The 21,684-nt window shown below is 53.9% G+C and carries 25 protein-coding genes; 10 read left to right on the forward strand and 15 right to left on the reverse strand.

The genetic code is table 11. From position 1 onward, the window contains the following. The first annotated feature begins 8 nt into the window (after positions 1 to 8). Positions 9 to 575: a hypothetical protein gene (locus ACPGUT_RS01365; protein WP_423988446.1), complete on the forward strand. Its 567-nt coding sequence runs from the start codon at positions 9 to 11 to the stop codon at positions 573 to 575. Between the two features lie 25 nt (positions 576 to 600). Here ACPGUT_RS01365 and zapE read toward each other — a convergent pair whose 3' ends face one another. Further along, complete coding sequence (gene zapE / locus ACPGUT_RS01370; RefSeq protein WP_423988447.1) at positions 601 to 1,671, reverse strand: cell division protein ZapE; 1,071 nt, start codon at positions 1,669 to 1,671, stop codon at positions 601 to 603. 118 nt (positions 1,672 to 1,789) lie between these two features. Between zapE and ACPGUT_RS01375 the strand changes: the two genes are divergently transcribed. Beyond that, on the forward strand, positions 1,790 to 3,058 hold the full coding sequence (locus ACPGUT_RS01375) for an MFS transporter (RefSeq protein WP_423988448.1): 1,269 nt from the start codon (positions 1,790 to 1,792) through the stop codon (positions 3,056 to 3,058). A gap of 12 nt (positions 3,059 to 3,070) precedes the next feature. Here ACPGUT_RS01375 and ACPGUT_RS01380 read toward each other — a convergent pair whose 3' ends face one another. Genes ACPGUT_RS01380 through ACPGUT_RS01395 form a run of 4 tightly spaced genes read right to left on the reverse strand, consistent with a single transcriptional unit; the run spans position 3,071 to position 6,480 of the window. Beyond that, on the reverse strand, positions 3,071 to 4,003 hold the full coding sequence (locus ACPGUT_RS01380) for an alpha/beta fold hydrolase (RefSeq protein WP_423988449.1): 933 nt from the start codon (positions 4,001 to 4,003) through the stop codon (positions 3,071 to 3,073). A gap of 12 nt (positions 4,004 to 4,015) precedes the next feature. After that, the gene (locus ACPGUT_RS01385; RefSeq protein WP_423988450.1) at positions 4,016 to 4,804 is read right to left on the reverse strand and encodes a phytanoyl-CoA dioxygenase family protein; all 789 of its coding nucleotides are present in this window, start codon (positions 4,802 to 4,804) and stop codon (positions 4,016 to 4,018) included. Continuing rightward, entirely contained in the window at positions 4,801 to 5,448 is a 648-nt protein-coding gene (locus ACPGUT_RS01390) for an HAD family hydrolase (RefSeq protein WP_423988451.1), read from the reverse strand. Before ACPGUT_RS01390 ends, ACPGUT_RS01385 begins: the two co-directional genes overlap by 4 nt. A 57-nt stretch (positions 5,449 to 5,505) precedes the next feature. Continuing rightward, the gene (locus tag ACPGUT_RS01395) at positions 5,506 to 6,480 is read right to left on the reverse strand and encodes a DMT family transporter (RefSeq protein ID WP_423988452.1); all 975 of its coding nucleotides are present in this window, start codon (positions 6,478 to 6,480) and stop codon (positions 5,506 to 5,508) included. 114 nt (positions 6,481 to 6,594) lie between these two features. On the opposite strand from ACPGUT_RS01395, the gene ACPGUT_RS01400 reads away from it, so the two are divergent. Further along, positions 6,595 to 6,906: an ArsR/SmtB family transcription factor gene (locus ACPGUT_RS01400; RefSeq protein WP_423988453.1), complete on the forward strand. Its 312-nt coding sequence runs from the start codon at positions 6,595 to 6,597 to the stop codon at positions 6,904 to 6,906. A gap of 52 nt (positions 6,907 to 6,958) precedes the next feature. Continuing rightward, positions 6,959 to 8,005 carry a permease gene (locus ACPGUT_RS01405; RefSeq protein WP_423988454.1) on the forward strand — a complete coding sequence of 349 codons (1,047 nt, stop codon included), beginning with the start codon at positions 6,959 to 6,961 and terminating at the stop codon, positions 8,003 to 8,005. Positions 8,006 to 8,096: 91 nt separating this feature from the next. On the opposite strand, the gene ACPGUT_RS01410 is transcribed toward ACPGUT_RS01405, so the two are convergent. From ACPGUT_RS01410 to mbfA, 6 genes are all read right to left on the reverse strand, one after another. Next, complete coding sequence (locus ACPGUT_RS01410; RefSeq protein ID WP_423988455.1) at positions 8,097 to 8,549, reverse strand: YaiI/YqxD family protein; 453 nt, start codon at positions 8,547 to 8,549, stop codon at positions 8,097 to 8,099. Further along, a complete protein-coding gene (gene sthA / locus ACPGUT_RS01415) occupies positions 8,546 to 10,018 on the reverse strand; it encodes a Si-specific NAD(P)(+) transhydrogenase (protein WP_423988456.1) in 1,473 nt (490 codons plus the stop codon). The genes ACPGUT_RS01410 and sthA overlap by 4 nt, the downstream gene beginning before the upstream one ends. A 22-nt stretch (positions 10,019 to 10,040) precedes the next feature. Then, positions 10,041 to 10,871 (reverse strand): S-formylglutathione hydrolase, encoded by an 831-nt coding sequence (gene fghA, locus ACPGUT_RS01420; protein ID WP_423988457.1) that lies wholly within the window; start codon positions 10,869 to 10,871, stop codon positions 10,041 to 10,043. A gap of 80 nt (positions 10,872 to 10,951) precedes the next feature. Continuing rightward, positions 10,952 to 11,671, reverse strand: a complete 720-nt coding sequence (locus tag ACPGUT_RS01425; protein ID WP_423988458.1) for a nitroreductase family protein — start codon at positions 11,669 to 11,671, stop codon at positions 10,952 to 10,954. A 4-nt stretch (positions 11,672 to 11,675) separates the two neighbouring features. Continuing rightward, positions 11,676 to 12,602 (reverse strand): AEC family transporter, encoded by a 927-nt coding sequence (locus ACPGUT_RS01430; protein ID WP_423988459.1) that lies wholly within the window; start codon positions 12,600 to 12,602, stop codon positions 11,676 to 11,678. 112 nt (positions 12,603 to 12,714) lie between these two features. Next, positions 12,715 to 13,689 carry an iron exporter MbfA gene (gene mbfA / locus ACPGUT_RS01435; RefSeq protein WP_423988460.1) on the reverse strand — a complete coding sequence of 325 codons (975 nt, stop codon included), beginning with the start codon at positions 13,687 to 13,689 and terminating at the stop codon, positions 12,715 to 12,717. Between the two features lie 145 nt (positions 13,690 to 13,834). Between mbfA and ACPGUT_RS01440 the strand changes: the two genes are divergently transcribed. The 3 genes from ACPGUT_RS01440 (at position 13,835) to ACPGUT_RS01450 (ending at position 15,284) form a co-directional block, all read left to right on the forward strand. Then, positions 13,835 to 13,981, forward strand: a complete 147-nt coding sequence (locus tag ACPGUT_RS01440; protein WP_423988461.1) for a hypothetical protein — start codon at positions 13,835 to 13,837, stop codon at positions 13,979 to 13,981. Positions 13,982 to 14,109: 128 nt separating this feature from the next. Then, positions 14,110 to 14,733, forward strand: a complete 624-nt coding sequence (locus ACPGUT_RS01445; protein WP_423988462.1) for a TetR/AcrR family transcriptional regulator — start codon at positions 14,110 to 14,112, stop codon at positions 14,731 to 14,733. A 191-nt stretch (positions 14,734 to 14,924) separates the two neighbouring features. Then, positions 14,925 to 15,284 carry a DUF2794 domain-containing protein gene (locus ACPGUT_RS01450; protein WP_423988463.1) on the forward strand — a complete coding sequence of 120 codons (360 nt, stop codon included), beginning with the start codon at positions 14,925 to 14,927 and terminating at the stop codon, positions 15,282 to 15,284. On the opposite strand, the gene ACPGUT_RS01455 is transcribed toward ACPGUT_RS01450, so the two are convergent. From ACPGUT_RS01455 to ACPGUT_RS01465, 3 genes are all read right to left on the reverse strand, one after another. Beyond that, entirely contained in the window at positions 15,281 to 16,105 is an 825-nt protein-coding gene (locus ACPGUT_RS01455; protein WP_423988464.1) for an NlpC/P60 family protein, read from the reverse strand. The genes ACPGUT_RS01450 and ACPGUT_RS01455 overlap by 4 nt on opposite strands. Next, entirely contained in the window at positions 16,105 to 17,490 is a 1,386-nt protein-coding gene (locus tag ACPGUT_RS01460; protein ID WP_423988465.1) for a leucyl aminopeptidase family protein, read from the reverse strand. The genes ACPGUT_RS01455 and ACPGUT_RS01460 overlap by 1 nt, the downstream gene beginning before the upstream one ends. Positions 17,491 to 17,582: 92 nt before the next feature. Then, on the reverse strand, positions 17,583 to 17,960 hold the full coding sequence (locus ACPGUT_RS01465; protein ID WP_423988466.1) for a hypothetical protein: 378 nt from the start codon (positions 17,958 to 17,960) through the stop codon (positions 17,583 to 17,585). Positions 17,961 to 18,120: 160 nt separating this feature from the next. On the opposite strand from ACPGUT_RS01465, the gene ACPGUT_RS01470 reads away from it, so the two are divergent. Together ACPGUT_RS01470 and ACPGUT_RS01475 are read left to right on the forward strand one after the other, a co-directional pair. Continuing rightward, positions 18,121 to 18,771, forward strand: coding sequence for a carbonic anhydrase (locus ACPGUT_RS01470; protein WP_423988467.1), 651 nt, complete (start codon positions 18,121 to 18,123; stop codon positions 18,769 to 18,771). A 286-nt stretch (positions 18,772 to 19,057) separates the two neighbouring features. Further along, on the forward strand, positions 19,058 to 19,540 hold the full coding sequence (locus ACPGUT_RS01475; protein ID WP_423988468.1) for a hypothetical protein: 483 nt from the start codon (positions 19,058 to 19,060) through the stop codon (positions 19,538 to 19,540). A gap of 73 nt (positions 19,541 to 19,613) precedes the next feature. Here the strand turns inward: ACPGUT_RS01475 and ACPGUT_RS01480 are convergent, their stop codons facing one another. Beyond that, on the reverse strand, positions 19,614 to 20,636 hold the full coding sequence (locus ACPGUT_RS01480; RefSeq protein ID WP_423988469.1) for an aspartate-semialdehyde dehydrogenase: 1,023 nt from the start codon (positions 20,634 to 20,636) through the stop codon (positions 19,614 to 19,616). A gap of 157 nt (positions 20,637 to 20,793) precedes the next feature. Between ACPGUT_RS01480 and ACPGUT_RS01485 the strand changes: the two genes are divergently transcribed. Continuing rightward, a complete protein-coding gene (locus tag ACPGUT_RS01485; protein ID WP_423988470.1) occupies positions 20,794 to 21,648 on the forward strand; it encodes a DMT family transporter in 855 nt (284 codons plus the stop codon). The last annotated feature ends 36 nt before the right edge of the window (positions 21,649 to 21,684 follow it).

Here is a 21,684-nt window from a genome sequence, read left to right on the forward strand (position 1 = left end):
TTGGACCTATGAAGTTTTTTCTGCCCACAGCATTTATGACAATACTTCTTCAGACGGCGACGCCTACGCAGGCACAGCAGATGTCAATGTTTGATGGCTTTCAGACATATTGTATTGAACAGGTTCTACAAGACACGCCAGTGCCTCGCACGGGCCTTTACCGTTTTACAGATGATGAAGTGAAACAATTGGCACAAAATCTTAATTTTTCCGAAATCCCGCAGGCCATCTGGGTACCTTTTGATGGAAAATGGATCATCACAGACATGGACATGAGCGAACATAGGTATTGTTCCGTTCTGGAGCTTTCGAAACCATTGGACCACAATGTATCAGATTGGAACGCGCAGGTTTTCGCGAACTCTCGTTACAGGGGAAGGGGAGAGGCAAGCGTCACTGCAAGAAGAGCCGGAGGTTGGGTTACAACTCCAGTTGAGGATGGCTTTGTTCAACTTAGCTTGAGTAACTTTGAAGTAAGCGCGGATCCCTTTATGAGTATGTCAATGTTGACTGCAATCAGGGTTGGCGACACACCCGCATCCTGTGAGTATTTTCCTGAGGAATGCCAAGAATAAATGTGGGCCAATCAGCCCGCGTTTTCTATTCCTCGCCCCAGCTTTCATCCTGCATTTCACGCAGGCGGGAGGCGGTGCGTTCGAACTCGAAACTGCCTTCACCTTCGACATATAGCATCTCAGGTTCTGCTGCGGCAGAAGCGATCAGGCGAACTTTGGCTTCATAAAGTGCATCCACAAGGGTGACAAATCGCTTTGCCTCATTGAAATTGGTCCGACCAAGCCGTGGGACCTCATCAAGCAGCAGAACACGCGCATTCTGCGCCAATTCCAGATAATCACCCGCGCCCAGAAACTTACCGCAGAGATCAAAGAAGGATGCGCGGGCAACGCCGTTGTGAAAGCCCGGGATCTCGACCTCGCGCCCTTTCACAGTCAGGATCAATTGTTCCGATTTTCCACCCGTCAGATCGTGCCAGATTGTATCCATTGTCACGCGTGTTTCGGCAGTAACCGGCGAAAACCACACCTGTTCGCCCTTCAGACGGTTTTGACGATAGTCATTCTCGGAAATAATCTCGACCACTTCCAGACGGGTTTTGATCAATTCAATAAAAGGCAGAAATAGGTTCCGATTCAGCCCATTTTTATACAAGTCATCCGGCACGCGATTTGACGTTGTGACAATGGCAACGCCCGCCTCATGCAGCTTATCAAATAGGCGGCCGACAATCATTGCATCGGTAATATCTGTGATTTGCATTTCATCAAAAGCCAGCACTTTCAGGCCTTTGGCAATATCCGCAGCCACAGGTGCAATCGCATCATCCACACCGGTTTTACGCGCTTCATGTAGGGCGGCGTGCACCTCTTGCATGAACGCATGGAAATGCACCCGGCGTTTACCAGGGATATCTAGGTGATCGACAAACATATCCATCAACATCGATTTTCCACGCCCGACACCGCCCCACAGATACAGACCTTTCGGCACATCAACAGGGGCCGCCTTACGAAAAAAGCCGCGTTTCGGTTCTGGCGCCATCAGCGCCTGCGAAATCCGTTCAAGGGCAGGCAGGATCGACAGTTGCGCTGCATCAGATGTCAGCTCACCCTTTGCAACTTTCGTACGATAAATATCACTAAGTGTTTCCATGTTCCCCACATAGCGCAGCCCGTGGCATCAGGAAAGGTGATGTAACGTCATCACGATAATCAATTTGACCTCAGCCAGAGGCAAAGGCAGGGTCACCAGACGCAACAGGGGCTTTCCAATGACATCCACACGCAATTCAATGATGACCCCGGTTCTGATCGGTGGCTGTATCTTTATACTGCTCAGCTTTGCGGTGCGGGCATCCTTTGGTGTCTTCCAGATCCCCATTGCGGATGAGTTTGGCTGGGCGCGGGCGGAATTTTCCCTTGCCATTGCGATCCAGAACCTCGCCTGGGGCATTGGTCAGCCAATCTTTGGTGCAATTGCCGAAAAAATCGGTGACCGCAAAGCCATTCTGATGGGGGCTCTGATCTATGCTGCGGGTCTTGTGTTGTCCTCTTTCGCCGTCACACCTTCGCAGCACCAGTTTTTTGAAATTCTCGTCGGCTTTGGGATCGCGGGCACAGGATTTGGCGTGATCCTCGCCGTGGTGGGCCGCGCAAGCTCCGATGAAAACCGATCCATGTCCCTTGCCATCGTCACTGCTGCGGGGTCCGCAGGACAGGTTATCGGTGCACCAACCGCGCAGTATCTTCTGGGGTTCATGACATGGCAGTCGGTATTTTTGGTTTTCGCCGGCGTGATGATCGCGGTCCTGGTCTGTCTGCCGTTGATGCGTTCGCCTGTTGTCGCCAGCAAAACAGAGCTGGAAGAAAGCATGGGCGCGATCCTGATCAAGGCGTTTAAAGATCCCAGCTATACGCTGATCTTTCTTGGCTTCTTTTCCTGCGGCTATCAGCTGGCCTTTATCACCGCGCATTTTCCGGCTTTTGTGCGCGAACTTTGTGGCCCCATCGCACCGGATGGATTGCTGTCATCCGTGGGAATTGGCACCACTTCAGCCCTGGGTGCGGTCGCGATTTCCCTGATTGGCGCAGCCAACATCGCGGGCACATTGCTGGCAGGCTGGGCCGGCAAACGCTGGAGCAAGAAATACCTGCTGGCAGGTATCTACACTGGACGTACAATTGTGGCGGCCCTGTTCATTATGATGCCAATCACCCCCACCAGCGTCATTCTCTTTTCCCTTGCGATGGGATCTCTCTGGCTGGCCACTGTGCCCCTAACTTCTGGCCTTGTCGCCCACATTTATGGGCTGCGCTATATGGGCACGCTGTATGGTATCGTCTTCTTCAGCCATCAATTGGGCAGTTTTCTGGGCGTCTGGCTGGGGGGGCGCATGTATGACGCCTATGGCAGTTATTCCCAGGTCTGGTGGCTTGGGGTGGCTATTGGCGCGTTCTCAGCCATTGTGCACCTGCCTGTGCGGGAAAAACCACTGGAGAGACCTGCGGTCAAAGCGGGTGCCTCCGGCGGGAGTATTTAAGGCAAGATGAAATCAAACAGTCAAAGATTTCAATGCCGCGCCTAGATCACCCGGATGCGTATATGTCAGACCATGGGGCGCATCTGGGATCGTGACTTGGGTGGCATGTGGATTAATTCCGACAAGTGTGTCACGGCATTCAATCGGGATCACCGTATCGCTTTCCCCCCAGATCGCCAAAAGCGGCAGGCCAGCCTCGCGGATGGTTTCATGTTCCGCGCGCAGATCACCACGTAGGAAATATTGCAGGCTTGAGGTGATCGCTGGGATATAGCCTTTGACAGTCAGTTCTTCGGCCTGAAGATCCCAGATGTCTGGCACGGCAGATATAAAGCCGGCCGCCTCAGATCTGATACCTTCGCGCAGTTCGGCCGCTCCGCGGGTCTGCATCAGCCAATTCGCGATGAAACCTGGGTGTTTTGTAACATAGGCGCTGGTTCCGCCAAGATCATGGCCTAGCCCCGCCGGGGCGATGATGACAGCCTGTTTCAGGCGCCCAGGGAAACGGGCGGCAAAACAGGTGACTATCGCGCCCCCCATGGAATAGCCAAGCAGGGTAAACCCATCGGCAACTTTCTGGTCCGTCAAAAGTTCATTGAGCTGGCGTAGATGAAAATCAACGCTTTGTTCGCCCGATGCCCGATCAGACAGGCCCCGCCCATACAGATCATAAGTCAAGACGCGAAAACCCTGATCGGTCAGTGCTTCAACCGCCGCCCCCCAGACAAAAGAAGGGGTGGAAAGGCCATGAACACAAACTGCCACCGGACCGTCAGCCGGGCCATCCCAGTTATACCAAGTCTTACCCGAAGGCAGCGCAGACAATTGTCCAGGACGGTTGGTTTTCGCCCGGACCTGCGCCACATCTGGGCGCAGAGCTTCGCGAACAAACGGGAAAACCGCAACACCCAAAACAGGCAAGATCAAGATCGAAAACCAAAGCATATCAGACCTTTCTTAAAACGAGATAACCGGGAACCAGTCTTCGCGAAGCTTCTGCCCAGGTTTCATCTCATGCCCCGGAAATGGCGGAGACGTACGTCCAGGACGCTGCACAAACCGGGCATCATCACCGACCCAACGCAGGGACAACGCGCGCCGCCCGGTGCCGCCAGGATTGCCGCGCGCGCCATGCACCGTGCGATAATCAAAGATCACCGCATCCCCCGGTTCCATCTTCCATTCGCGGACATCATGTTTGCCGTAATCGGTGCTGTCCGGATCTGGCACTTCGATCCAGTCGGTATCGTCCCCTTCGTAGAAATCGCTGTTATCCGCCCAGCTGACCGGCCGCACAGGTTTGTCCCATTTGTGAGATCCAGCAATCAAACGCAGTGACGCCGTATCCACCGGATCAAGCGGGATCCAGAAACTAACGGTCTGTTCGCCTTCCACAAAATAATACGGCCCATCCTGATGCCATGGGGTTGGGGTTGGGGTGCCACCATCCTTGACCAACACATGGTCATGAAAGAACTGCGCAGTCTTTGATTTCATGGCCTTGGCCGCGATTTCAGCAGCCGGACTTTCGCGCATGATGCGTTCAAATTCAGGGATACGCTGCCAGTTGCAGTAATCATCAAAGAAGCGCCCCTGCTTCACGTTGTTTTCAGACGCATATTCCCCCGGTTCCGCAAGGTTGCGCGCAACACCGTCGCGCATCACTTCGACCCAGTCTTTGAACGCGCCGGGGATGAAGGCGACGCCATCGCGCTGAAATTCTTCGATTTGTTCTGCTGTGATCATGTTTTGTCTTTCTTGTTGTCTGGCCAAGTGGCCTCATCACGGGTCAAAACCCCCTCAGATACCAGGCGGTCCGCCCAGCCCTGCGGGTGTTGAAAATGGTGTGTCTGCCAGCCACGCGCGACGGCGGCATCTAAGTTTTCAATACGATCATCCGCGAACAAAAGGCTGTCCGGTGTATGACCGCAGGCCGTCTCTAGGGCGGCATAAATCGCGGGATCCGGCTTCACGAGCTTCATTTCACCGGACACATAGAACTGATCGAATTCCTGCAAAAACGTATAATGTTTCTGGGCGCGTGAGAAAATCTCATCTCCGAAATTTGTCAGGGCAAAAACCGGAAACCCTTTGGTTCGCAGGGCACGTAAAAGATGTACGGAATGGTCAATTGCCGGAGTTGCCAATTCGAACCATCGATCGTGCCACATACGGATTTCATCGCGCCATTTCGGATATTTATCCGCGGCACCATAGATCGTGTCACGAAAATTCCCACCCAGATCAACATCGTTGTTCATGTCATGCAGATCAATTTCCGCAAACATTTCACGCCGCCGGGTTTCGCCAATTTCTGCGTCGTAGAACCGTTCTGGCTGCCATTCAATCAGCACATTTCCGATGTCAAAGATAACAGCTTTTATCGCCATATGCCCCCGCTTTCACCCCGTATTGATACAGGGCACACGCCCAAGGTAAAGCATGAATCAGCGCCGTATAGAACGTCGTTTCAAACGCACATTGTTTACGGTTTCGCGCCAAAACACATAAAGACCCGCCCCAATGATCAGGGTGATGCCCAACCAAGCCACGGGATCCGGCCATTCATCAAAAATCAGCAGGCCCGCGATCACAGAGACCGGCATGGCCACATATTCCAACGGTGCAACAACCGAAGCTTCAGCCAGGCGATAGCCCTGACTGATAAAGTAACCGCCAAATCCGCTGGCAAGGCCAATAATCCCAAAGATCCACCAGTCAGACAGAGGCGGCATATACCAAGCACGCAGCAGGAAATGCACGATTTCGGGTCCTTGCCCTTCCCAGCGGCCATGCCCCAACGCAAGGCCTATGATCACGCAGGTTACGATGAAACTGATCTGAATGTAGAACGTCATAGTCACCGCGCTTTCGGTCACGCCAATCTTTCGGGTCAGCACATGCAACATCGCATAAGCCGCCGCGGACAACAGCGGTAAGATCATGATCAGATTGAAATTTTCCGTCCCCGGGCGCAGCATAATGACCACGCCGACCAAACCAATACCAACGGCGCTCCAGCGGTGAATGCCGGCTTTCTCACCCAAAAACATGACAGAGAACGCTGTGATCAACAGCGGGCTGACAAAGAAAACCGCGATCGCATCCGCCAAGGGCAGCACTGCCAGCGCGATAAAAAACGTCATATTTGCAAGGACAACGCACATGCCCCGGATCAAATGCAACCCCAGTCGTTTGGTTTTCAACAGGCGCCAGTTGCCTTCCATTGGCATCAAAATCGCAAGGACAATGCCAAGACCAATCACAGAACGGATCAAGACAATCTGATGCAGGGCATAGCCCCCCGACAGAAACTTAATTGACGTGTCATTCATGGAAAAGAACAGCACTGCGATCAGTACAGAAAGCGCGCCATACAGCGTGTTGCGATTGGTCGCCTGGGTGGTGTCAGCATTGGTCATATGAGTATTCAAACAGATTTTTGCACCAGATCTGTGCCATTGCCGACACAAGGTCGTTTTCATGCCTATCGGGCACATATTGACAAAACTAGTTTTATGGTTATTTTGAGTCGCATGAGTACAAGCAGCCCCAACGCACGCGCCCTCGCAGCACTTGGCCATGATGCCCGCCTTACGGTCTTTCGTCTTTTGGTAAAAGCCGGGAACGACGGGCTTCGGGTTGGCGATATTGCTGGCTATGTGAAGATTGCGCCTTCCACCCTGGCACACCACCTTTCAACATTGGTGGATGCAGGCCTTGTTCTGCAGGAAAAACGGGGGCGCGAAGTGTTTAGCATGGTCGACTACAACAAGATGAATGCCCTGCTGGGGTTCCTTGCGGATGAATGTTGCGTTGGTGTCAGAACGCTGGAAACCGTCAGATAAAGGGGCTTCCTTTTTTTTGGCAAAATAAAACTATAAAACCGGATATATAGAAATGTCTAACACCTGCTGCACTGCCCCCTCTAAGGCACCGTTTCTGGTTACGCTCTGGCGTGAACAACGTGTCTGGCTTGCGTCCTTAACGATTTTCACCTTGTTGGTGATTTTTGACATCACTCAGGCAGAAGCCAGCTTTCACAAAGTCATGATCTCTCTTGCGCACACCGGCCCATATCTGCTGTTGTCGATTTCCATCGCCGCCTGGGCAGGGGCCAGCAACGCAGATCGGCTCATCGCAAAAGCCTTTACCGGAACGCCTGCTTTGATGATCGTTCTCGGGGCCGTGGCGGGTGGGCTTTCGCCTTTCTGTTCTTGTGGCGTGATCCCCTTGATCGCGGCCCTTCTGGCGATGCGTGTACCCCTGTCCGCAGTCATGGCTTTCTGGCTTGCCTCTCCCGTGATGGACCCGTCTATGTTCTTTCTGACATCTGGCGTTCTGGGATTTGAATTCGCAATTGCCAAGACATGTGCCGCGATTGGTCTTGGAGTTTTCGGCGGAATCACAGTGCATATTCTTTCCGGCACTTCCGCGCTGAAAGACCCCCTTAAAGAAGGTGTTGCCGGGGGATGTGGCGCAGCGTCGGTGCAGTCCAGCGAACCTGTGGTCTGGGCCTTCTGGAAGGACGCAGAACGCCGCAAAAAATTCATTTCTGAGGCGGTAAAAACGACTCTATTCCTGGGAAAATGGCTGATTTTCGCCTTTCTTCTGGAAAGCCTCATGCTCGCTTGGATCCCGGCTGAGATGGTGACAAAAGCCCTAGGCGGCACAGGTATTGGCCCCATTGCAGTCGCCACCTTTGTCGGGGTGCCGGCTTACCTGAACGGTTACGCCGCCCTGCCCCTGATCGGCGGCTTGATCGAACAGGGCATGGCACCTGGTGCGGGGCTTGCTTTCCTTGTGGCTGGGGGGGTGACATCCCTGCCCGCCGCCATCGCGGTCTGGGCACTGGTAAAGCCAAAGGTCTTTGGACTTTACATCCTGTTGTCTCTGTCCGGTGCCTTCCTGGCAGGGGTTTTGTTCCAGGTCTGGCAGGCGGTCTGAAAACCGGTAAACACCGCATACACAAAGCATGCACAACCTATGCACATATTATGCATATCGGGCGTGCGCCGGATTAACGGGCGGTTCAGGATTAGTCCCGCAGAGCCGCCCGGATTTCGCGTTCCATCACATCCAGAAAACGGGATCGGTCGGCTTTTGAGAAAGGCCGGCCGCCCCCTTGGCGAAACGGGTCAGCTTCGCGCAGATCCGCCATAAGATCACGGGTTGCCAGCTGTTGGCCGATATTGGCCTCGGTGAACATTTCACCATTGTGACGCACAACGCGCGCACCAGACGCCACGCATTTCGCCGCCAAAGGAATATCGCCCGTTACAACAACGTCGCCCTTAACCGCACGATCAGCGATCCACATATCGGCCACATCCGGGCCATCCGGAACGATCACCAGTTCCACCAGTGGATTTAACGAAGGGCGCAGGCCGCCATTGCAGACCACAAACATCTTCACCTTGTGGCGGGTGGCCACGCGCTCTGCCTCGGCTTTCACCGGGCAGGCGTCGGCGTCGATGTAGATCGCAGTCATTTCTCGTTTGTATCCTTCTCAGGCTTTGCATCTGTCTTTGCAGGTTTTGCTTTGACCTTTGATTTTTTCTTAAACTCATCGGGGATTGGCATGCGGTTAAACGCATCCAGGCCCGCAATTTTATAAGCTTCCGCAAGGGTTGGATAATTGAAGGTATTCTCGACGAAATAATCGACCGTGCCCTTCAGGTTCAGCACCGCCTGGGCAATGTGGATCAATTCGGTCGCCCCTTCGCCCACGATCTGCACCCCCAAAAGACGGCGGGTTTTCAGGCTGACCAGCATTTTCAACATGCCATGTTCCAGCCCCATGATATGCCCGCGCGAGGTTTCGCGAAAGCGCGCAACACCCACTTCATAAGGAATTTCCATTTCCTGGGCTTCTTCTTCGGACATGCCACAGGTGGACATTTCCGGCACAGAGTAGATGCCATAGGGAAACCAGGGCGACTGGCGCAGAGTTGGCGTATCAAGCGCATGACAGGCGGCAACCCGGCCCTGTTGCAGGGACGTTGATGCAAGACTTGGGTGCCCAATCACATCCCCGGCAGCGTAGATATGCGGCACGTCTGTCTGATAGGTTTTACGATCTACTTTCAGACGTCCACGGTGATCGGTTTCAAGACCTGCGGCCTTCAGGTTCAGCGCATCTGTCGCGCCCATACGGCCCGCTGCAAACAGCAACATTTCTGTACGCACATGGCGGCCGTTATCCAGGGCAACTTCGATGTGATTGCCACGATCTTCAACCGTTTCCACAGCGGCACCCAAACGCAGATCAACGCCGTTTTCACGGATCTGGTGCGTGAATTCATGAATCAGCTGGCGGTCGATGAAATCAAGGAAACTGTCGCGCGGTTCAATCAGCGTCACCCGGATATCAAGGGCTGCGAACATGGTGGCATATTCCACCCCGATCACGCCTGCACCGATCACAACCAGGCTGCGCGGCAGTTCTTCCATATCCAGGAATTCATCACCATCCAGCACGGTTTTGCCATTAAAAGGCACATAATCCGGACGGAAAGGACGGGTGCCAGTGGCAATCAGGAACTTATCGCCCGTCAGGTTCAGAACCTCGCCAGAAGGCTGTTTTATCTCGACTTCATTCTTCGAAACAAAATGCGCTTCCCCTTGGATCGTTTCCACGTGGTTGCGGTTGAACTGATGTTCCAACACGTCAACTTCGTGATCAATCGTCATGTGCAGACGGGCTTTCAGATCAGATGCACCAATGTCATCGCGTGCCCGGTAGCTGCGTCCGTAAAAGCTGCGTTCGCGCCAACCTGAGAGGTTCAACACCGTTTCACGCAGGGTTTTCGATGGGATCGTGCCGGTATGGGCAGACACACCGCCCAGACGTGGCGCGCGTTCCAACACAACAACGCGGCGGCCCAGTTTCCCGGCCTGGATCGCAGCGGAACGCCCGGCGGGGCCGCTGCCAATAACAATCAGATCATAATGGTTCATAACAGTGCCCTTTACCTTATTCTTACGCCCAAAGGGCCTCTGCGTGGAAATTCACATGGTCTTCCATGAAGCTGGCCACGAAGAAATAACTGTGGTCATAGCCTTTTTGCATGCGGAAAATCCCATCTTGGCGTTTCGCCGCCATGGCCTGGGCCAGGGCTTCGGGTTTCAGCAGTTCCAGGAACTGATCATCCGCGCCCTGATCGATCAGGACCGGGCCGTCAAAGCCCTTGTCCGCCATCAGAAGACTTGCGTCATGTTTCGCCCAGCTGGTTTCATCATCGCCCAGATATGCGCCCAGTTGTTTGCGGCCCCAGTCACTTTGGGTTGGGTTCGCAATCGGGGAAAACGCAGAAACAGAACGATAGCGCCCCGGCAGGTTCATCGCCAATGTCAGCGCGCCATGCCCGCCCATAGAATGGCCGGTGATGCCCTGACGATCCATATCGATGTTGAAGGTTTCACCAAGCAGCGCAGGCAGTTCTTGAGCCACATAATCCCACATTTTGAAATGCGGTGCCCAAGGATCCTGCGTTGCATTCACATAAAACCCCGCGCCCTGGCCCAGATCATAGGCGTCATCATTCGCGACAGTTTCGCCGCGTGGGGATGTGTCAGGGAAACAGATCGCAATGCCCTGTTCCGCCGCCCAGGCCTGCGCGCCGGCTTTGGTCATGGCGTTTTCATGGGTGCAGGTCAGGCCGGACAGATACCAGAGAACGGGCACCGGGCCGTCTTTCGCTTCTTCTGGCAGGAACAGGCCAAAAGTCATCTCAGTGCCGGTGGCGTTGGATTCATGGCTGTATACGCCCTGTGTGCCGCCAAAGCATGCATTCTCGGATACGGTTTTCATTGTGACCTCGCCCATTGTTCTTTGTAATTTATCTCTGCATATCAGGGTGCGCGACTGTCGCAAACCCGGTTTGCGCCGTGTTAGTCCCTGTTTTCGTCGCCTGCAGGTTTCGGGTTTACAGACATGATTTCATCCAAAGGCTTTTTCAGTTTCGCCACCGCAGGCACTGTCGCATCTGTTGACGGATGACCAACGGCAACAATCATCAGGGCTTTTTCAGACGCGGGACGGCCACACATTTCATTCAGAAACTTCATCGGGTTGGGCGTATGGGTCAGGCTGACCAGCCCGGCGTGATGCAAGGCGGCCAATAGGAAACCAGACGCAATCCCCGTGCTTTCCGGTACATAGTAATTCTTATAGCGATGGCCGTCTTTTGTTTCGCCCCAACGCTGGGCAAAGATCACGATCAGCCAAGGGGCCTGTGTCAGGTGAGGCTTATGTTCATTGGTCCCGACCGGTTCCAGCGCCTTCAGCCATTCATCCCCCGCGCCACCGGCGTAAAAGGCTTTTTCCTCTTCTTCTGCGGCCTCACGAATTCGGGCTTTCATGTCGGGATCAGAGATCGCCACAAAATGCCAAGGTTGATGATTGGCACCAGATGGCGCCGTGCCCGCAGCACGAATACATTCTGCGATCACCGCCTCATCCACCGGGCGATCAGAATAGTCACGCACGGTATGGCGTTCGGTCATGAACTGCGCAAACGCCTGTGCAGCGGCCTGCATCTGCGCATCATCCATGTCGGATCGATCCGGAAGATCCAGAGCTTCATATTTGATATCATCGAGAAAAAACATATTCTTATCCCTGTAGCATAGCGATGGTAAGCGTGACGGTCAGCACGCTGATAACGGTTGAGATCAGGATCGAAGCCGATACGCGTTGCGGGGCAACACCATAATGTTGCGCGAGAATATATACGTTTCCGGCCACGGGAAGGGCGCTGGCAGAGACCATGATCATGGCTGCGAATGGGTCCACATCAAAGATATGAAATGCGGCGATATACACGGCCAGCGGATGCACGGCGAGTTTCAGGAAGGACAACCAGATTGCGACAGACACACGTTCCGCCGATTTCCCAGCAAGCGATGCCCCAATTGCAAACAATGCGCCCGGGGTTGCCGCCCCCCCCAGAATGTCCGTGAATTCCCGGACAACCAAGGGCAATTGCCAACCCATCGCAGCAACAGCCAGGCCCGCGGCCATAGACACGATCATCGGATTTTTTAGCAGGCCAAGACACACAGTCCCCATAACGGCCAAACGCATTCTGCCTTCGCGGGCAACGGTAATCAGAATGACGATCAGGCTGGAAAACACCACCAGATCCAGCGCCAGGACCATAATCGCAGGACCTGCCGCCGCGACGCCAAAAAGGGTCACAAACATAGGCACGCCAAGAAAACCCGCATTGCCGATGGTCGCGACCTGCGCCTCGATCGCGGCTTCTTCTATGCCGCGTTTACGGATGAGCGCGATGAGGGTTGCGATGATATATACGAAGAAACATCCCGCAAGATATGCCAGTGCAAACTGCGCATTGAATATTTCGGCCACAGGCAAGCTGGACGCAAAGCCAAACAGCATGGCCGACAGCGCAAAATAGAAGACAAATTTCGTCAGCCAAGCCGAAGCTATCTCTGGAAAAAAACCGCTGCGACATGCGCTATAGCCAAGGCCAATGATGGCGAAAAACGGCAGGGTCTTTAGGAAGATTTCGATCATGTCACAGCGCTAACATGTCATGCGGTGTTTGCATATCCCCCTGAACTACGGTGTCTGGACGCCGATCTTTTGCCGTGAGTATTTATAGGAAGGTGAAAGGGGTAAGAAAATATTACCCTCCACCAATCAGAACCCCCGCCGCAAACACAAGCGCGCCCCCCAGAACCACCTGAAACGCCGCGCGCAGAAACGGGGTATCCATAAATTTGTTTTGGATCCACGCAATCGCCCAAAGTTCGATAAACACCACAAGAATGGCAATGGTTGTCGCGGTGTAAAAATCGGTGATCAAATAGGGCAACGCATGCCCAAGGCCACCAACAGTCGTCATAATGCCCGAGGCAAAACCGCGTTTTACGGGTGACCCGCGCCCGGACAATTCGCCATCATCAGAGGCGGCTTCGGTAAAGCCCATGGAAATCCCCGCCCCGACAGAGGCGGCCAGCCCAACCAGAAAAGTCGTCCATGTGTCCCCGGTCGCAAAAGCCACCGCAAAGATCGGCGCAAGCGTGGACACGGATCCGTCCATCAGCCCCGCAAGGCCGGGTTGCACCCAGGTCAGCACAAATTGACGATGTGCGGCGCGATTTTCTTCTGCGCCCTCCCCTTCAGCAAGATTTTCCTGCATCTCTTCCGCACGGTTTTCATGCCCGGCCTCAGCGGCGGCAAGGTCGTTCAGCAATTGCCGGGTCTCGGCATCCGAACTGTGTTGCGCGGCTTTTGTGTAAAACGTCGCCGCATCATGTTCCATGCGCACGGCCTCGGCCCGCATGCGATCAAGCGACAGGTTTTCCATCAACCAAACCGGGCGGCGCGCATAAAACCCCGATACATGTTCACGTCGGATCAGCGGAATCACATCACCATAGCGTTTCTGATGCATCGCAATCAGCGCCCGGTGGTGATCATCTTCCTCAGCCGCCATTTCATCAAACATAGCAGCACTTTGGGCGAAGTCCGGACGAAGACGTTGGGCATACAGGCGATAAATACGCGCATCATCTTCTTCTGATGAAATCGCCAAAGCAAGAATTTCCTGCTCGGTCAGATCTGTGAAACGTCTGCGGTTCATACGGCCGGAAAACATGCTGCACCCTATCTTTAGAATGATTCTAAGTTATCAATTTTTTTCCGAATTGAAAGTGAAAAATTTGCGGAGCCCCTTGCAATCTGAACTAAACGGTTTAGATCAAGTGTACCAAACAGTTTAGTTCACTGGAAAGGAGTTGAACATGACTTTTATCCGTACCGCCCTTGCCATCGCTCTGGTCGCCGCCCTGTCGGTTCCCGCAACTGCATCCCCAGTCGGATACAGCTTGTTTCCGACATTGACCTGGCCCGATGCATCATCCCCGGCCGAGCCGGGCGACGGCAAATAACAGCATCCTCATCCCTGAGGAACCTGGCGGCGGGGTAATCCTGCCGCCTTTTTTGTCCCTTTAGAAAGCTTGTTGAAAGTGAACTGTTTCGTTTATACTGCTGCGATCTGACACATGAAGGATTGAAAATGGACGGCACCACCGAAGCCACCCGCAAGGGACGCAAATATGATGACGTGCTGACCGGCGCGCAGACTGTGTTCATGCGAGACGGATTTGATGGCGCAAGTGTGGATGACATTGCCCGCGAAGCCGGCGTATCCAAAGCAACGCTTTACAGCTATTTTCCTGACAAACGCATATTGTTCCTGGAAATCGTTCGGGAACAATGCCTGGCCCAGGCCGACGCTGCGTTTTGTGGCAACATTATCAACGCCCCCGCCCGCGAAGCGCTGACACAGGCCGCTGATATTCTGGTGCGCTTCCTGGTTTCCCCTCTGGCCATTTCGATGCACAACCTTATCCATGGCGAAGCCAGACGTTTTCCCGAACTGGCACAAAAGTTTTACGCCATGGGCCCTGAAATGGCCTGCAACCGGATCATCGATCTGTTTGAAGTTCTCGTCGAACGCGGGGAACTGGAAATTGACGACATGCCCCTGGCCGCAGATCAACTGGCCGGGCTGTGTAAGGCTGATCTCTGGGTGAAATGCTGTCTGCATATGGAAAGCAATCCAACCGAAGAAGAAATTCAGCGCGTCGTAATCGGCGCAGTGGAAACCTTCTTGGCCCGCTACGGCACCCGAAACTGAAACCATCAAAAGGTTTCCCGGTGCTGCAACATGGGTGGGGGCAAGATCGTTACAGCACCGGAAATAGCATCACGCTACGAATTATGTCTGTTCGCAAATCCCGGCACGCAAATGACGTCTTCGCGGTATAAATGTGGCCCTTTACGGGCGAATTGCTTGCTTTTGAACCAATCCGGGCGCAGGTTGTATGTATGAGCAAACACACCGTTCCCCCGGCAAATCACCCGTCCCGGGGCCAGCCGGATATCCAGGCACAAATCAGTTTTCACCGGACAGAGTTGGCAGTTATTCTTTCCCTATACGGACGCATGGTCGCGGCCGGGGAATGGCGGGATTACGGGATTTCCATGTTACGCGAGGTGGCCGTATTTTCCATCTATCGCCGTGCCGCGGAAATCCCCATGTATCGCATCGAAAAACGCCCAAAGCTACGTCTGCAACAAGGGCAATACTGCATCATCGCCATGAACGGTCAGGTTCTACGGCGCGGGCATGACCTGAAACAGGTCCTGCGGGTCCTGGAACGCAAATTGATCCGGCCGATAAATTAAAGCCGGATCCGTGCCGTCACTGGCCCATCGCCCTGCTCGGCGATACGGGCAATCGCTTCGGAAATATCTTCCCGGACAACGGCCATCGCACCCGCGTTTGCATGGATCAGCGTGTCTCCATCCAGCACCAGTGCCACATGACCTTTCCAGAACATCAGGTCATTGCGCATCGGCGTGTTGCCCATAGGCTGACCAGGCGCCAGGCCCTTTTCCTGCAAATCGCTGTCACCGGGAATGATCCGCCCGCACGCCTGAAACGCGGCCTGAACAAGCGCGGAACAATCCAGCCCGGAACGACTGTTCCCGCCCCAAAGGTAGTCGGTGCCCAGCAAGGTTTCTGCCACTGAAGCCGGGTCGTCAAAACGAAAATCAAGTGGCGCGATATGTTGCAGCGGCACCCAGAACCCGTCATGGGTTTTGCCGTATTTTTCGACGGTTTCAACAATGGCAAGCTCTGCCCCCAGGGACAAAAGCGCATGATCCGCAGACTTAAAATCGGCTTCTGCATATAGATGGCTTGCCGGGGCAATGACCCAATGGGTGGTCTCGCAATCCGCGCCCAAAGCAATGTCTGCCACATACCCACAATATCCATCGCGCAGGCTTTGCAGATAACTAAACCCATCGTGGCTTTCGAAGACCCGCACCGCCTGACCCATCAGGATCTGGCGTTCGCGTTTGCCATCAGGTGTCGCCAGAATATCGGCCACAGGGACCACAACCCGCATGGGCGTGCCTGAAGAGAAAACTTTTGCCTCGACCTGACCGCGCAATTCTTCAGCTGCGACGCGGGCGTTGGCAGGTGTGATACGGCGATCCATCACGCCAACCCCAACAGATCCGGCAGCGCATCCAACACCGCGCGCGTGGCCTGCCCGACCCCACCTTTCGGGCGTGCGGGTGCTGCGACAGGTTGCCAGCCATACATGTCAAAATGCACGTAAGGTTGATCTTCGCTGACGAAACGGCGCAGGAAAAGCGCCGCAGTGATCGATCCCGCAAAACCACCTTTTGGAGCATTATCAAGATCGGCAATTCCGGGTTCGATCATCGTTTCATATGGGTCATGGAAAGGCATCCGCCAAAGTGGATCGCACACTTTTTCGCCTGATTGGGCAAGACGCCAGGCCGTTTCATTATCGTCCGTATAAAACGGCACCATATCCGGCCCCACCGCAACACGGGCCGCCCCTGTCAGAGTGGCCATAGAAATGATCAGATCCGGTTTTTCTTCATCCGCCAGCGTCAATGCATCCGCCAGTACAAGGCGCCCTTCGGCATCTGTATTATTGATCTCAACCGTCAGCCCTTTACGAGAGGTCAGAATATCCTGAGGCCGATAACTGTTTGAGGAAACTGAATTTTCCACAGCGGGGATCAACACGCGCAGACGCAGTTTTAGATCCAAAGCCATGATCATATGCGCAAGCCCCAACACGGCCGCAGACCCGCCCATATCTTTCTTCATCAAACCCATAGACGAACCCGGTTTCAGGTTCAGCCCCCCGGTATCAAAACACACGCCTTTGCCCACAAGAACAAGGGAAGGGCCGCTGTCGCCCCAATGTAGATCCAAAAGGCGCGGCGCGCGGGAAGACGCCCGCCCGACATCATGCAGCATGGGCAGGTTTTCAGTCAGCAGATCATCACCAGAAATGACTGAAATTTCGGCCTGATGATCCTGTGCAAGGTCACGCGCCGCCTGTTCCAATTCCGCAGGGCCCATGTCGCTTGCCGGTGTGTTGATCAGATCCCGTGTCAGCACCTCGCCCGCAGCAATTGCCTCTATCCGCGCAGCATCAACACCATCTGGTGCGCATAATCTGGCTTTCGCAGCCCCCGCTGATTTGTAACGGTTGAACTGATATCCGGCCAACAACCAGCCCAGTGCAGTTTCTTCCAGCATGTCCTGGCTGTGTTCGGTTGCAATTTTCCATGACGCTGCAGGTAATTTCACAGCCAGCTGGGCAAGATGAAAGCGACCGCGGCGGCGTTTTGATGCATCCCCATAACCGGCAATCGCACCTGCAGGTCGCCCATCTGGGCCTGGCAAAACCAGAAACGTGCCCAACTTCGCTGAAAAACCGGATGCATCAGCCCAGTTTTTCTGCGCTTCGGGCAGTGTATCCAGGAACGACGGCAATGCATCGGATTCAAGAATATACAGGGGGTTTGCGTTTTTTTCTGTGCTGAACTGAAGGGACATGCGGGCCTCTCTGAGTGAATGCAGTCAGATTGGCCGGAGCCGTGCAAAGCCGCAAGGCGAAAGATGTGCCTTTCCGGGGTTTATGAATGGCGTCAGACCGACAGATCACGATAATCCCAAACAGCCGTCAGGGATTTTTCACCGATGCGGATCATACGCGCCATTGTTGCAGCCCGTGCCGCTGGATCATTAAAATTCAGGCAATAATCAACATCAAGCGCCACCCGTGACAGGCCTGTCAGGCCAATTTTCCCAGCAAGTTCTGCAACACTGCGCGCAGAATGCTGCAATACATGTTGATCCGCGATCACCTGAACTTCGTGAATGTCGGCTAGTTTTGTTGCCAGTTCTTCCATCGCACGGCAGATCACATCTTCAGCCCCCGCTTCCCCAAGCTGGACGTAAAGTTCTGTCATCCGGTCCGGATCAAGTCCAGGACTTTCGTTCTGGCGTAAAATTGTAACCACCATTTTCTTCGCCTTTTTCCCAAAGCGCCCCCACGCATCTGATCATTGAACACATAAAACCCTACGAAAAGGTTGATGCATCACGGAATTTTCGCTCGAATTGTGCGCAACTCTCGCGTAAAAGATCGGAACCCTGTGAAATTCAAATCCAGATGAGGTACGAATGAAACACGCCAAGCTTTTGCCAGGTTATCTTGCCCAGCGCTATCACGGCTGGAAAGCAACCGCTTATGAAGATAATAAAGCCTGGTATCGCCGCCTTGCGTCCGAAGGTCAGCATCCACGTGCAATGGTCATTTCCTGCTGCGATTCGCGCGTGCATGTGACCTCTATCTTTGGGGCAGAACAGGGCGAATTTTTCATTCACCGTAACATCGCCAACCTGATCCCGCCCTATGCGCCGGATGGCGATCACCACGGTACATCCGCCGCGATTGAATATGCGGTCAACGCATTGAAAGTTGCCCATGTGATTGTCCTTGGGCATTCCAGCTGTGGTGGTGTGGCGGGCTGTCATGACATGTGTGAAGGCCATGCGCCGGAACTGGAAGAAGCCACCAGCTTTGTGGGTCGTTGGATGGATATTCTGCGCCCCGGTTATGAACGTGTCAAAGATATTCAGGATGAAGCCGAACGCCGCACCGCGCTGGAAAAAGAAGCTGTTCTGGTATCGCTTGAAAACCTGATGGGCTTTCCATTTGTAGCAGAAGCCGTGAAGGCCGGAGATTTGTCGATCCATGGTCTGTGGAATGACATCGGCAATGGCGGGTTGGAATGCTACGATCCCGCGACAAACGAATTTTCAGCTGTCTAGACGAGACGTCAGATCGTTGATCACATTCAATGCCGAGGATCCGTCCTGGGCATTTTGCATTTCCCCTGATCGAAGTGTTTACAGCGGGGATTAGAACTTTTTCCAAAAATATGTTATACACATAAAACAAAGCCAAGACCGATTTGTATATCTGAATGCCCGCCCCATTCCTGTAGGTGGCCGCGAATTGCTGTTCAGATCTCAGTATAGTCGTCAGTAACGGGAACCTTCAGGGATCGTTGCAGACAATGACACTAACGGTATGTTTAGAAGGCAGTACATTTCTATGGCGCCCGCAAAATCAACAAGCAACGATGGCTTTATCCAACTGGTCGGCAAACTAAATCATGAATGGACCCGGGCGGAGGGATTGTTAATTCATCTCATCGCCGGACTATCCAAAACCGACCTGAGAACGGCTGCGATTTTCTTTCAAAACCAATCAGGTGCAAGCAATCGCCTGGAACTGGTCAGGCAGTTGTCAGAGCAAAAAGTGATCCCTCCGGCAGAACGGGAAGACATTCTGACCGTCGTCAAACGCCTGCAGGGCATTCGGAAAAAGCGCAATCAACTGAGCCATTGTCTGTACAGCTTTGATCCGTCAGCCGAGATTAAACCAGACGCAATCAAGAGCTTTGCTCATCGGGAGGAACACAGCATTCCGGAACAGGCAACTGCACGGAAAAATGTGATGGCTGCGACCAAGGATTTACAAAGGATCAACAAAAGCATCTGTTTCCTGATGGGAGAATACGGCTACCCCGCGTGATATGCACACCGCCAGCCAGACATGACAAAGGCCGGGAGATACCCGGCCTTTTCAATTCATGCGAAAAAGCGGTTCAGCCTTTTTTCAGGATCTCGCGACCATAAAGTTCCGCGATTTGCACAGCGTTCAGCGCCGCGCCTTTGCGCAGGTTGTCGGATACGCACCACAGGTTTAGGCCGTTTTCAACGGTGCTGTCCTGGCGAATGCGGCTGATGAAAGTTGCGAAATCGCCAACACATTCGATCGGGGACACATAACCACCATCTTCGCGTTTATCGATGACCATCACGCCAGGTGCTTCGCGCAGGATGTCGCGGGCTTCGTCTTCGTCCAAGAAATCTTCAAATTCGATGTTCACGGCTTCAGAGTGGCCAACAAACACAGGCACGCGCACACAGGTCGCGGTGACTTTGATGTTTGGATCGACGATTTTCTTCGTCTCGACAACCATCTTCCATTCTTCCTTGGTCGACCCATCCTCCATGAAGACGTCGATGTGTGGAATCACGTTGAAAGCGATCTGTTTGGTGAATTTCTTTGGTGGTTTGTTGTCGGTCGGGTTGTAGATGGATTTGGTCTGATCCCAAAGCTCATCAATGGCTTCTTTGCCGCCGCCGGACACGGATTGATAGGTGCTGACCACAACGCGTTTGATGCGGGCGCGATCATGCAAAGGTTTCAACGCCACAACCATCTGCGCTGTGGAACAGTTGGGGTTTGCGATGATCATTTTGTTTTTGTAATCGGCAATCGCTTCTGGGTTTACCTCAGGTACGATCAGAGGGATCTTTGGATCATAGCGATACAAAGATGAGTTATCGATCACAAGACACCCGGCCGCAGCGGCTTTGGGTGCGTAGATTTTGGTGGCTTCGGAACCAACCGCAAACAGGGCCATGTCCCAGCCCGCGAAATCGAAGGTATCAAGGTCCTTGGTCGTGAGTGTGGTATCGCCAAAGCTGACCTCGGATCCGAGGGACCGGCGGCTTGCAAGTGCCACGATCTCATCTACAGGAAACTGGCGTTCAGCCAGAATGTTCAGCATTTCGTGACCCACATTGCCTGTGGCGCCTACGATAGCAATTTTATACCCCATCACGGGACTCCTCTTTGTTTACCCCTAGCGGGCGAGAAGCGTCATAGCGCAAACCCCGCGCGCATGGAAGAGGCGGTTTTATTCGCTTGCTGCGCCCATTGAACACATTAAGGTCGGCGAAAAGTGAACAAACACCTTATGAAACTGGGGCATTGCAATGAACAACACAAAAGGCAGCTTGTTTATGGTGCTGGCAATGGCGTGCTTTGCCATTGAAGACATGTTCCTGAAAAAAGCCACCACGATGATCCCTGTGGGTGAGGCGTTGATTCTGTTTGGGTTGTTCGGCGGGGTGATTTTTGCCGCGATGGGGCGCATGAACGGCGAAGCTTTGATCCATCCGCAATGGCGATCTAAACCGATGTTATGGCGCGCTGGTTTTGAGATCAGTGGACGGTTGTTTTTCACGCTGGCGATCGCTTTGGCATCACTTTCCACAGCCTCGGCGATTTTACAGGCAACCCCGTTGTTTGTGTCCCTAGGTGCGATTGTGATTTTCTCTGAGGTCGTGGGCGCAAGGCGTTGGATCGCAATGTTGGTCGGTTTTCTTGGTGTTCTTCTGATATTGCGCCCTGGGCCGGAAGGGCTTCAGCTGACATCCCTGTTTGCCCTTTTGGGCACCATTGGCTTTGCCGGACGCGATCTGGCGACACGGGCCAGCCCCGCCACGATGACCAACGCGCAACTGGGGGTCAGTGGTTTCACCGTGCTGGTGATCGCGGGCTGTATCGCCGCGCCGTATACAGGTGGATTTGTGATGCCGGATCTGTTGACGCTGATCTATGTCGTTGTCGCGTCCGTGATCGGTGTCATCGCTTATTCCGCCCTGACCAGCGCTATGCGCATGGGGGAAGTGTCCGTCGTGTCCCCGTTCCGCTACACACGGTTGATCTTTGCGATGATCATCGGGATGCTGGTGTTCGGTGAAAACCCCGATGCTTGGACAATTGCCGGCAGTGCCCTGATTGTGGCCAGCGGTCTATATACTGTGCTGCGCAGCCGCCGGGCATAATCAACCACGACCATAATCGACCACGACAAAACCCAC

The organism is Halocynthiibacter sp., from assembly GCF_049608145.1.
GTDB lineage: Bacteria > Pseudomonadota > Alphaproteobacteria > Rhodobacterales > Rhodobacteraceae > Halocynthiibacter.

Bases quoted from the DNA above. Each gene is read 5' to 3' on its own strand.
- ACPGUT_RS01365 (WP_423988446.1), top strand. From the start codon at position 9: ATGAAGTTTTTTCTGCCCACAGCATTTATGACAATACTTCTTCAGACG.
- zapE (WP_423988447.1), bottom strand. From the start codon at position 1,671: ATGGAAACACTTAGTGATATTTATCGTACGAAAGTTGCAAAGGGTGAG.
- ACPGUT_RS01375 (WP_423988448.1), top strand. From the start codon at position 1,790: ATGACATCCACACGCAATTCAATGATGACCCCGGTTCTGATCGGTGGC.
- ACPGUT_RS01380 (WP_423988449.1), bottom strand. From the start codon at position 4,003: ATGCTTTGGTTTTCGATCTTGATCTTGCCTGTTTTGGGTGTTGCGGTT.
- ACPGUT_RS01385 (WP_423988450.1), bottom strand. From the start codon at position 4,804: ATGATCACAGCAGAACAAATCGAAGAATTTCAGCGCGATGGCGTCGCC.
- ACPGUT_RS01390 (WP_423988451.1), bottom strand. From the start codon at position 5,448: ATGGCGATAAAAGCTGTTATCTTTGACATCGGAAATGTGCTGATTGAA.
- ACPGUT_RS01395 (WP_423988452.1), bottom strand. From the start codon at position 6,480: ATGACCAATGCTGACACCACCCAGGCGACCAATCGCAACACGCTGTAT.
- ACPGUT_RS01400 (WP_423988453.1), top strand. From the start codon at position 6,595: ATGAGTACAAGCAGCCCCAACGCACGCGCCCTCGCAGCACTTGGCCAT.
- ACPGUT_RS01405 (WP_423988454.1), top strand. From the start codon at position 6,959: ATGTCTAACACCTGCTGCACTGCCCCCTCTAAGGCACCGTTTCTGGTT.
- ACPGUT_RS01410 (WP_423988455.1), bottom strand. From the start codon at position 8,549: ATGACTGCGATCTACATCGACGCCGACGCCTGCCCGGTGAAAGCCGAG.
- sthA (WP_423988456.1), bottom strand. From the start codon at position 10,018: ATGAACCATTATGATCTGATTGTTATTGGCAGCGGCCCCGCCGGGCGT.
- fghA (WP_423988457.1), bottom strand. From the start codon at position 10,871: ATGAAAACCGTATCCGAGAATGCATGCTTTGGCGGCACACAGGGCGTA.
- ACPGUT_RS01425 (WP_423988458.1), bottom strand. From the start codon at position 11,671: ATGTTTTTTCTCGATGATATCAAATATGAAGCTCTGGATCTTCCGGAT.
- ACPGUT_RS01430 (WP_423988459.1), bottom strand. From the start codon at position 12,602: ATGATCGAAATCTTCCTAAAGACCCTGCCGTTTTTCGCCATCATTGGC.
- mbfA (WP_423988460.1), bottom strand. From the start codon at position 13,689: ATGTTTTCCGGCCGTATGAACCGCAGACGTTTCACAGATCTGACCGAG.
- ACPGUT_RS01440 (WP_423988461.1), top strand. From the start codon at position 13,835: ATGACTTTTATCCGTACCGCCCTTGCCATCGCTCTGGTCGCCGCCCTG.
- ACPGUT_RS01445 (WP_423988462.1), top strand. From the start codon at position 14,110: ATGGACGGCACCACCGAAGCCACCCGCAAGGGACGCAAATATGATGAC.
- ACPGUT_RS01450 (WP_423988463.1), top strand. From the start codon at position 14,925: ATGAGCAAACACACCGTTCCCCCGGCAAATCACCCGTCCCGGGGCCAG.
- ACPGUT_RS01455 (WP_423988464.1), bottom strand. From the start codon at position 16,105: ATGGATCGCCGTATCACACCTGCCAACGCCCGCGTCGCAGCTGAAGAA.
- ACPGUT_RS01460 (WP_423988465.1), bottom strand. From the start codon at position 17,490: ATGTCCCTTCAGTTCAGCACAGAAAAAAACGCAAACCCCCTGTATATT.
- ACPGUT_RS01465 (WP_423988466.1), bottom strand. From the start codon at position 17,960: ATGGTGGTTACAATTTTACGCCAGAACGAAAGTCCTGGACTTGATCCG.
- ACPGUT_RS01470 (WP_423988467.1), top strand. From the start codon at position 18,121: ATGAAACACGCCAAGCTTTTGCCAGGTTATCTTGCCCAGCGCTATCAC.
- ACPGUT_RS01475 (WP_423988468.1), top strand. From the start codon at position 19,058: ATGGCGCCCGCAAAATCAACAAGCAACGATGGCTTTATCCAACTGGTC.
- ACPGUT_RS01480 (WP_423988469.1), bottom strand. From the start codon at position 20,636: ATGGGGTATAAAATTGCTATCGTAGGCGCCACAGGCAATGTGGGTCAC.
- ACPGUT_RS01485 (WP_423988470.1), top strand. From the start codon at position 20,794: ATGAACAACACAAAAGGCAGCTTGTTTATGGTGCTGGCAATGGCGTGC.